Origin of the sequence: Vibrio parahaemolyticus (genome assembly GCF_900460535.1) — a bacterium.
GTDB lineage: Bacteria > Pseudomonadota > Gammaproteobacteria > Enterobacterales > Vibrionaceae > Vibrio > Vibrio parahaemolyticus.
Genome location: NZ_UHIL01000005.1, coordinates 1 through 9,551 on the forward strand (window position 1 = coordinate 1; position 9,551 = coordinate 9,551).

A 9,551-nucleotide genomic window follows, 5' to 3' on the forward strand; every position below is an offset into this window, starting at 1 on the left:
GCAAATCTTTGCGATGGTAACACCATCTCTCAGCGGCCTGTGCCGTGAGAACGAGGCGTACTTTAACGGATTAATTTATCTGGTCAACAATAAATTTTACCTTTTTGATTCAAACGATTAAAAAGCACGCTAACAAGTTTAATTGACGATCAATCAGCACACATTTTCGTCACCAAATGAGTAAAACAATAAATTCAGCAAGCGTCGCATCGCGCTCTTATCATATCCATGCACAACCATTCCGGTACTTCCCTCACCTTTTGTGCATTAAGCACATCGTTAACACCCCGTAAAAATGGAAGCGTCCTTTCATTTTCAACAATTTGTTACACGTAAATGCATAAAACGCCTGGTCTTACCATTATAAAACCATTGACATAATTTATTTTTTTGAAAAGCTCAATACGTTATCGAAAATCGTTTCGATTAATGATACTTTAAATGTGTTGCAGTAATTTAATGGATCAATATCACATATAAGGACGTGGTTTACTTTGACGACACTGCATAAAAAAAACAAGGTATATCACCAATGTCTATCAGAAACCTATCTATTGCGAAGAAAATTTCGCTCTCTTTTTTACTGATTGCGCTTATTAATATTGTATTTGGCGTATTTTTGTCTACAGAGCTCAAAGAAATCAAATCTGAGCTTTTAAACTATACTGATGACACTCTTCCAGCAATGGAAAGAGTGGATGCGATCCGAGATGATCTTTCTCACTGGCGTCGCTCTCAATTTGCTACTTACACCTATAAGGACGCAGATAAGATCAGAAACAAAATCGCAAGTAACATCCGTGAACGCGAAAAGATCAGCAAAAGAACTTGAAGCTTACGGCTCAACCATTTGGCCAGGTGAAGAACAACAAACGTTCCAACGCCTAATGCGTCAGTGGAAACAGTACTTGGTTACTATGGACCAATACAATGAGTCGATGTTAGCAGGCAACAAAACCGAAGCGCTCGCTGTTCTATCTAACTCTTTAAACGACTTCGAAGCCGTCGATTCTGATCTAAACGAGCTAATCCGCTTGTTGAAAGTCGCAATGGACAGCAACAAAAATCACATCCCTTTCTTCAGTGAACGGTTTGAGCAACTCATCCATCGCGAGCAACGTGACCATTCTAGTGATCATGATTTGTTATGACGCTTGTTCTAACGCGTTTGATTTGTGGTCCACTACAACTTGTTGTGGAACAAGCAAACTCGATTGCGAAAGTGACCTTTCCTAAAGACATCGATCGTAAGTTGATTGGTAACGATGAACTGGGCGAGTTGGCAGATGCAACGACTAAGATGCAAAACGACCTACGCCAAGTTATCGACAACGTTATTGCCGCTGTAACGCAATTGAGCAGTGCAGTAGAAGAGATGAACCAAATCTCTGAGCTTTCTGCTTCTGGCATGAAAGACCAACAGCTAACAAATCACGCACGTTGCAACAGCAATGACGGAAATGAAAGCTGCGGTAGCCGACGTTGCACGCAACACGGAAGAGTCAGCGAGCCAAGCAAACGATGCAAACCACCGTACACAACTTGGTGTGCGTGAAACACAAAGCATGGTTGATGCGATTGGTGAAGTAGCAAATGTTATCGGCGCTGCTGGTGATACAGTTTCAGAGCTTGAACAGCAATCGAACCAAATCAACGTTGTGGTTGATGTTATCCGTGATATCGCAGATCAAACAAACTTGCTTGCGCTTAACGCCGCTATTGAAGCAGCGCGTGCTGGTGAATCGGGCCGTGGCTTTGCAGTTGTAGCGGACGAAGTTCGTACTCTTGCTGGCCGTACTCAAGATTCAACAAGTGAAATCACAGCGATCATCGAGCAGCTACAATCACTAGCGAAAGACGCGAAATCAGCGACTGAGCTTTCTCGCACAAGCATTGCCGAGTGCGCTGACCAAGGCATTCAGTCAAAACAACTGATGAACGACATCGAACATGCGATTTCTGATATCTCAGACATGGGCAGTCAAATCGCAACGGCATGTAACCAGCAAGACTCAGTAGCTGAGGAACTAAGCCGTAGCATCGAAAACATCCATCTTGCGTCTCAAGAGGTCGCGCAAGGTTCAGAGCAAACTGCACAAGCTTGCCGCGAACTGAGCCAGCTATCCGTATCTCTTCAAGATGTAATGAGCCGCTTTAAGCTAAACTAAAACGACTCGACAAAAACGCTCCAAGCTCCGCAGTTTGGGCGTTTTGTTTTTCTGGCGTACATTCCCTCGTACGCTTTCCTTAACAATAAAAAACGCGTATGGAGGTTTTATGCGCCTTAAGAAAACTCTTCTTTCTATTGCCATTGCTGCAGCAACGTTCACCCCTGCTATGCATTCAATCGCAGCTCCACTCCAGCTTCAAACGACGTTAGACCAAGAGAGTCAAATTCAATCATCCAACACTTGGCTAGAAATCGATTTAGGTCAGTTTAAGCAAAACATCGAGCAGTTTAAGTCACACATGAATGACCAGACTAAAATCTGTGCGGTGATGAAAGCTGACGCCTATGGCAACGGTATCGCAGGCTTAATGCCAACTATCATAGAACAGCAAATTCCTTGCGTAGCGATCGCAAGTAATGCAGAAGCACAAGTTGTGCGAGACAGCGGCTTTAAAGGTCAATTAATGCGTGTTCGCTCAGCAGAGATTGGCGAAATTGAAGGTGCACTTGATCTTAATGTTGAAGAGCTAATCGGCACGCTTGATCAAGCAAAAGCGATCGCTGCACTCTCTAAAAAAGCAAACAAGACAGTCAAAGTTCACCTTGCGCTTAACGACGGCGGCATGGGTCGTAACGGCATTGACATGACGACAGAAAACGGCAAAAAAGAAGCCCTTGCGATTGCTAAGCAATCTGGCGTTGAGATTGTCGGTATCATGACGCACTTCCCGAATTACAACGCAGAAGAAGTACGCGCGAAACTTGGCTCATTCAAAGAAAGCTCGGCATGGCTATTGAAGAAGCGAATCTAAAACGCGAAGACATTCTTCTGCACGTAGCAAACTCGTACACAGCGCTTAACGTACCAGAAGCTCAACTTGATATGGTCCGTCCTGGTGGTGTGCTTTACGGTGATCTACCAACTAACCTTGAATACCCTTCTATCGTGTCTTTCAAAACACGCGTAGCATCACTGCACCACCTACCGAAAAACAGCACTGTGGTTACGACAGCAGCTTTACAACCACTAAAGAAAGCGTAATGGCGAACCTTCCTGTCGGTTACTCTGACGGTTACCCAAGAAAATGGGCAATACAGCAGACGTGCTGATCAATGGTCAACGTGCAAAGTGGTTGGCGTAACGTCAATGAATACAACAATGATCGACGTTTCCGATATCAAAGGCGTGAAGCCGGGTTCTGAGGTCGTTCTGTTCGGCAACCAAAAATCTCAACCATCAATGCCGCAGAAATCGAGAAGAACGCCGACGTGATCTTCCCAGAACTTTACACCATTTGGGGCACATCAAACCCTCGCGTGTACGTGAAGTAATCTTACGACTTCCTTTTAAACACTTCCTAACTCAAAGCGAGCTTCGTGCTCGCTTTCTTTTTTCGCTCAAAAAGCCCTGAAACACCGATAACGTTAGTGTCATCTTGTTGTCTGCGACGAAAACCACATTCTGGTTGTGTTTGAAAGCCCATCCAATTGATGTTAAACATGCAGTTTACAAAATCACAACAATACCCATTTGGGGCTTCTCCCAACTTTGCTGCCGGCTAGGTACATTTATGACAGAAATACATCCTCTTTTCCTCGATCTTCTGGGGAGCTACATGAGTTCACTCGGGCTGACGTCTGGGGTGGATTTACTCAGCTTTTACCGCTTTCCTTTTTTGTGGTGTCTTTGGCCTCGCCTTTGGGGTTGCTGCGGTGCAAACCGGCTTAGACGCCTTTCCGACTCTTTTAATGAGCACGCTCGTCTTTGCTGGTGCGTCTCAGTTGCCACGTTAGAAATGTGGGGAGCTGAAGTACCACTTGTACCGGTTTTGATTACTGTGTTTGCCATCAATGCTCGCCACCTTCTGATGGGTGCGACGCTCTACCCTTGGCTGAGACAGCTACCGCCACATAAGCGCTATGGCATTATGTTACTTGCCTCCGATGCTAATGGGCAATGGCGATGAACGCATTTGGCAAGAAAGAGCCTGGGTTTGGTTTGTTGGTCGGCGGTGGGCCTCGCGCTTTGGGGCTTCTGGATTGTCGGCACGTGGATGGTATCTACTTTGGTGGTGCCATCAAAGATCCAGTCAGTCTCGGACTTGATATGGTCATGGGTTGCTTTTTACTTTCTATGGTTGCAGGCGGCCCTAAAAATCTGCGTATCTTCGCGATTTGGGGCATGGCAGCAGCTTCATCACTGATGGCTTACTGGTATTTGCCAGAAAACAGCCATGTCGTTGTCGGCGCAATCGCTGGCGGTATTTTAGGTGCTTGTTGGAAGGAGAAAAAAGCATGAACATTGAAACAAGCTTAGGCGGCACGCTGTTTATCATTATCGCAATGGGATTGGTAACTCTGGCAACTCGCTGGGGCGGCGTTTATGTGATGTCATTCATTCCGATTAGCGAACGCGTGCAACGTTTTATCACCGCTATGTCAGGGTCTGTACTGATTGCCCTCTTAGCGCCTCTCGCCGTCGAAGGTGACAACGGTGCGAGAGCCGCGCTATTTTCAACCGCTGTGGTGATGTTTATCGTTAAAAAACCGCTTCCTGCTATTGCTGCTGGCATTATCGCTGCCGCCGCAGTGCGCGCTTTCTAAAACTGGGTTTTAAATCGCGTCAAAGGCTCAGAAAAGCCATATTCATCAAAATCACGATTCATAAACAACAAAGCCCTGCTGACTCTAATGTCGTCAGCAGGGCTTTTTCTTCATGTTTGATGAATCTCAGATATATAAGCCTAAGACTCTAGTGATCAAAACAGGGGCTTAAGCACAGCAGTTACAGTTGCGCTTATATTTGTCCATTTTACCGATGCCCGGGTTAAAGGTATTGGTTGGATCAAGCTCGTGGTAGAACTTCTGTAATGAGTTTTCTGCTTCGTACAAATGACCCACATTGTGCTCAGCTGGGTATTTTGCACCGCGACTATTGAGGTGCTCTAACATCAGCTTCTTCATCAATTTGGTATCTGTACCTTTTTTGAAGATGTAATCCTGATGGAAGACGTAACACATGAAGTGCCCGTAATAGAGCGACTGAACCAGATTTTTGCTCACCTCTTCAGGTAAAGTTTCCAACCACTCTTCATCATTTCTACGCAATGCGATATCGAGCGCAACAATGTCTTCAACCTCGTTGCGATGAATCGTTTCGTAGCGAATCGCAGCCCCAGCCGCCGCAAAACGATGTAAGTAAGCTTTTTTACCTTCATCTGGCGTACATTCGAAGAAATCGCAATCATCTTCAACAGCCCATACTTCTTTCAGGTATTTTTGTGCCTCTTCAATTCCGCCATCACTCATTTTTAGCACTAAGTGATGCTCGTATTTATCGCGGAATTCTAACATTCGCTCAGGCAAATGCTGCGGGAACAATTTGCTTGCGTAGTACAAAATGGTGTCTGGCAAATATTTGCTGACAAATGGCACTCGCTCTAAAAAGTTCTCTACTTTCGCTTTCAGTGCGAACATCTTAGGCAGTTTGTCCGTACCCAATAAGTCGATCGATAAAAACACGTCTTTGCCGTATTTCTCTGCCATATTGAAGATATCGCGATGCAGATACTCCCCCATTTCTGGCAGGTTATCGAATTGAGTCAGAAAATCTTTTCTCAATTTGGTTAACTTGTTTGCGTCGTTCGTGCCCAAGTAAAACACTTGCTCTTTGCTTGGCACTGGGTAGCTATCAACACGCACTGCAAACACGCCCAATTTGCCCGCACAGCCGCTCGCTTCAAACAAGCGACGCTCGTCTGCATTAAAACGTGAAGGGATGTCAGACGTTACGTCACGAACTCGTTCATCATATTCTTTGTCTGATGCCATGCGATCATCGTGAACGATCTTGCTTGGGTCGAAATTACCTTCTTGCAGATTGTGAAGAATTTCTTCCGGCGTCTCACCCAAGCCATCAATACCAAGATGGTTAACCAGATGGAGGTTGCCCTGCTTATCGACCTGCGCGTAGATGGCAAGCTCAGTATACGCCGGGCCGCGTTTCACTAACGCACCGCCTGAGTTATTGGCAATGCCACCGACAACTGTCGCACCTAGCGATGAAGATCCAATAATAGAATGCGGCGCGCGGTTAACGGCTCTGAGTTCTTTTTCTAGTGAGTGTAAACTTGCACCGGGTAAGCACACCGCCTGTTTGCCACCATCCAGCAGATGAATTTTTTTGATTTTGGTAATGTTGATCACCACGACATCGCGGTCATAGTCGTTACCACTTGGTGCAGAGCCTTCTGTGAGACCTGTTTTCGCAGCCTGCATGATAATGATGCAGTTCGCCTCGACACACTGTTTAATGATCTTCCATTGTTCTAACAAAGTGTTAGGAAACACGACGGCAAGCGCTGTACCACTACCTGAGCGAAAACCTGAGCGGTAGTATTTGGTTTTAACCTGATCGGTCAGGACATTCTCTTCCCCGACTATCGTTTTAAATTCTTCTATCAGCTGCTTTTGTTTCATATCCGTATCTCTAGTTATTTTGCATCACTCACATCCAACCAGACACGGTGTGGATTTGAGTTTGGCTCACTATAAGCAGTCAATTTCCCTGCGTCCATCAAGGTCAAGCGTACAAACCTTAACCAGCACTCACATAGCGCAATTAATCTGTTGTTTTTCTGTAACTTAGCGTTCACAAACCGACGTTAGAACGAAAGAAACAGATCGTTTCCAAAAAGAAACAATAACAAAACCATTCTTTAACAGATGTGCGCAACGTCTTGTTATCAAAGTAAGTGATGAGGGAGTAACACCATGTAAGTGGCTAAATTGGATAAATTATTTAAGAGAAAAGGTGGAAACAAAACCACAACACCAAAGTAACCAATGGCGTTGTAGACTTGATTTAAAATCGATGATTTTGACTTTGGAAGCTGTTGTATAGGTGATCAATGAAGATCTTAATCTTCTCGGGTTGCTGCCTTGTGTATGGGTAGACAGCGTAGATACCCAAGCATTTCGCCGTTTCTTCTTTGAACAACTGGATCAAGCTGCCCTGCTTTAAATCTTCATACACCAGTACGCGAGGCACATAGATAACACCTTGCCCTAACAGCGCGACATTTCGCAATGCGGAAGAGTTGTTGGTGCATAAGTTGCCATCAACGGTAACTTGGTACATCTTATCGTCGGCTTTAAACGCCCACTCACGCGCGCCAGTCTCCTGATAGGAATATACTAAACAGTTATGCTTAGTCAGTTCGCTCGGCTGCTTTGGAATCCCATGCTTGGCAAGATATTTGGGAGACGCACACACCACCCAGTTTGCATCCACCAGCTTTCTGGCAATAAGGCTAGAATCTGGCAACATGCCAGTACGAATGGCCAGATCGAAACGCTCATTGACGATATCGACAAATCGATTATCAAGTTCCATATCGATATTGATGTCAGGATACTTGTCATTGAACTCCGAAATCACACCCGGAAGAATCAACTCACCAGAAATGGTAGGTACCGTGATCTTAATGTTGCCAGACAGGTTCTTCCCCAATCCAACGATCGATTCTTCGGCTGTAGCAACAGCTTGATAAACCGCTTTAGCGTGCACAAAGAAGGATTGCCCCGCCTCTGTCAACGTCAGCGTTCTCGTCGTGCGATAAAGAAGCTGAACACCTAATTCTTGCTCCAACTTCGCAATACGTTTACTAACCACCGATTTAGTGAGCTCCATGTGCCTTGCCGCACTGCTGAAGGAGCCTTGTTCGACCAAATGGTAAAAAATGATGTAATCGTCGGTGTTTCTCATGCGTCTTCGTCAAATCCTTTAGAGGCCGATATTGTAAACCGATATCAGCCGAGGCGCTAAATGTAGGGTCACAGTTACCAATGGTGAGACCTACAAATCACGAGAGAGAAATAAGAATAGGATCTGTTTTCGGATATTCAGATACAAAAAAACCAGCTTCCGCTGGTTTTAAGTTAATGCTTTAAGCATCGAGATACAGCAATTGCCATATCTGAACAATTTGGAGCGACACACGAGGTTCGAACTCGTGACCTCAACCTTGGCAAGGTTGCGCTCTACCAACTGAGCTAGTGTCGCAAATGGAGGCGCGTCCCGGAGTCGAACCGAGGTCCACGGATTTGCAATCCGCTGCATAGCCACTCTGCCAACGCGCCTTTCTTTAACGCTTTAAGAGGTCTCCCCCCGTTGCGTTGGTTGCTACTTTACGGATTCAGAAAAGATAGTCAAACAAAAATCTTTCATTTTCTGTTTGTTTGCTTTTTTTTAAATCAATCAGATGAAAATTCGATCCAATTGCGTATTTATTGATTCTGCCCCAAACACTTTCATCCGGTAAACGAACTAAAAATAAAGCGGCGAATTCGCCGCTTTAGGTCATCAACCGTTACTTACACGCTTGAGTAAACGTCCCACAACGTTTGGATGGTAAGACCAAGTATGATCAAACATCGACATTAACGCAGGGTTTCCGTACTTAGATAAACTGATCGCATGGAAGCGGTTTTTCTTCGCTTTAAGCGCATCCACTTTTGCCAACAACTCATCTTGCTGTTTTGGCGCAATAAAATCAGAAATTACCACCATGTCGGCGTTTTTGTATTTATCTCCACTCATCAAATCGATGGATTTGATAAGCGTTGGCTCCAAATCTGTACCACCATGGAAACTGTACGTTAAGAAATCCGCCGCCTCACGTAAACCATCTTGTTTGGTGAGCTCGTAAGTAATGTGTTCAGTAGAGAAAATGATCACGTAACAATCGCGCTGTTCGGCCAGTGCAATCTGCATTAACGCATACGCCATCGCTTTTGCGCACTGCTCAGGGAAACCACTCATCGAGCCAGAGGCATCCACACAGACGATGAACGGCCCTTTTTCGATATCCACAGCTTTGTTGTCTGGACGATGCGCTTTGACTTTACGTAAAGTGCGAGATTTACCTTGCGTGCGATAGTTCATCAAACGCTTGTCGACCAGATGCTTGTAGAACACAACTTCTAGCTCTGGGTAAGCCAAAAACATGGTTTCGTTTGGCAGCAGCTTGTTGAGATCGTCACTTTCATGGATACCGACGATATCATCAGTCGCTTCGTCGCTTTTTTCTTCAACCATTTGCAGCTCTTCCGCTGGTGCACGGTTTAAGTCAGGATCATTCACTTGCCCAGCCATACGGCCAAGCTGTTCTGCGATTTCTTGCAAGCCTTTGTGCTTTTTCAAAAACTCCGCATGACGCTTCATCACCGTTAAATCGGTTTTGCTGAGTTTTGCCGAAGCCATATCCCACAATCGCCCTACGCTTTCAGCGTCGCCAGATTCCGTCACTTTATCCATATTGCGCATGGTTTCCATACGTTGATACAGATCGTTAAGAACTTTCTCTTTGTTGGCTTCTAA

The 9,551-nt window shown here is 45.2% G+C and carries 6 protein-coding genes, 2 tRNA genes and 3 pseudogenes; 6 read left to right on the plus strand and 5 right to left on the minus strand.

Annotation, left to right across the window (positions count from 1 at the left end):
* The first annotated feature begins 532 nt into the window (after positions 1-532).
* The 6 genes and pseudogenes from DYB02_RS26025 to DYB02_RS25560 all read left to right on the plus strand — a co-directional run bounded on the left by DYB02_RS26025 (position 533) and on the right by DYB02_RS25560 (position 4,774).
* Positions 533-1,151, plus strand: a pseudogene (locus tag DYB02_RS26025) (MCP four helix bundle domain-containing protein).
* Positions 1,148-1,555, plus strand: coding sequence for a methyl-accepting chemotaxis protein (locus tag DYB02_RS26030; protein ID WP_256595262.1), 408 nt, complete (start codon positions 1,148-1,150; stop codon positions 1,553-1,555). The pseudogene DYB02_RS26025 and the gene DYB02_RS26030 overlap by 4 nt, the downstream one beginning before the upstream one ends.
* Positions 1,452-2,168, plus strand: a complete 717-nt coding sequence (locus tag DYB02_RS26035; protein ID WP_256595263.1) for a methyl-accepting chemotaxis protein — start codon at positions 1,452-1,454, stop codon at positions 2,166-2,168. Before DYB02_RS26030 ends, DYB02_RS26035 begins: the two co-directional genes overlap by 104 nt.
* 109 nt (positions 2,169-2,277) lie before the next feature.
* Positions 2,278-3,502, plus strand: a pseudogene (gene alr, locus DYB02_RS25545) (alanine racemase).
* Between the two features lie 235 nt (positions 3,503-3,737).
* Positions 3,738-4,469, plus strand: a pseudogene (locus DYB02_RS25555) (AzlC family ABC transporter permease).
* Complete coding sequence (locus DYB02_RS25560) at positions 4,466-4,774, plus strand: AzlD family protein (RefSeq protein ID WP_005460963.1); 309 nt, start codon at positions 4,466-4,468, stop codon at positions 4,772-4,774. Before DYB02_RS25555 ends, DYB02_RS25560 begins: the two are co-directional and overlap by 4 nt.
* A gap of 168 nt (positions 4,775-4,942) precedes the next feature.
* Here DYB02_RS25560 and dld read toward each other — a convergent pair whose 3' ends face one another.
* The 5 genes from dld to viaA form a co-directional block, all read right to left on the minus strand.
* Positions 4,943-6,649 (minus strand): D-lactate dehydrogenase, encoded by a 1,707-nt coding sequence (gene dld, locus DYB02_RS25565; protein ID WP_005486292.1) that lies wholly within the window; start codon positions 6,647-6,649, stop codon positions 4,943-4,945.
* Positions 6,650-7,034: 385 nt separating this feature from the next.
* Entirely contained in the window at positions 7,035-7,937 is a 903-nt protein-coding gene (locus tag DYB02_RS25570; protein WP_025506934.1) for a LysR family transcriptional regulator, read from the minus strand.
* Positions 7,938-8,158: 221 nt separating this feature from the next.
* Positions 8,159-8,234: transfer RNA gene (locus tag DYB02_RS25575), tRNA-Gly, on the minus strand.
* A gap of 3 nt (positions 8,235-8,237) precedes the next feature.
* Positions 8,238-8,311 (minus strand) — tRNA-Cys (locus DYB02_RS25580).
* Positions 8,312-8,534: 223 nt separating this feature from the next.
* A partial coding sequence (gene viaA, locus DYB02_RS25590; RefSeq protein ID WP_115224165.1) for an ATPase RavA stimulator ViaA occupies positions 8,535-9,551 on the minus strand: 1,017 nt, incomplete at its 5' end.

What these genes read in the sequence shown, in the direction of transcription:
- DYB02_RS26035 (WP_256595263.1), top strand. Translation starts at nt 1,452, where the DNA reads ATGACGGAAATGAAAGCTGCGGTAGCCGACGTTGCACGCAACACGGAA.
- DYB02_RS25570 (WP_025506934.1), bottom strand. Translation starts at nt 7,937, where the DNA reads ATGAGAAACACCGACGATTACATCATTTTTTACCATTTGGTCGAACAA.
- DYB02_RS26030 (WP_256595262.1), top strand. Translation starts at nt 1,148, where the DNA reads ATGACGCTTGTTCTAACGCGTTTGATTTGTGGTCCACTACAACTTGTT.
- DYB02_RS25560 (WP_005460963.1), top strand. Translation starts at nt 4,466, where the DNA reads ATGAACATTGAAACAAGCTTAGGCGGCACGCTGTTTATCATTATCGCA.
- dld (WP_005486292.1), bottom strand. Translation starts at nt 6,649, where the DNA reads ATGAAACAAAAGCAGCTGATAGAAGAATTTAAAACGATAGTCGGGGAA.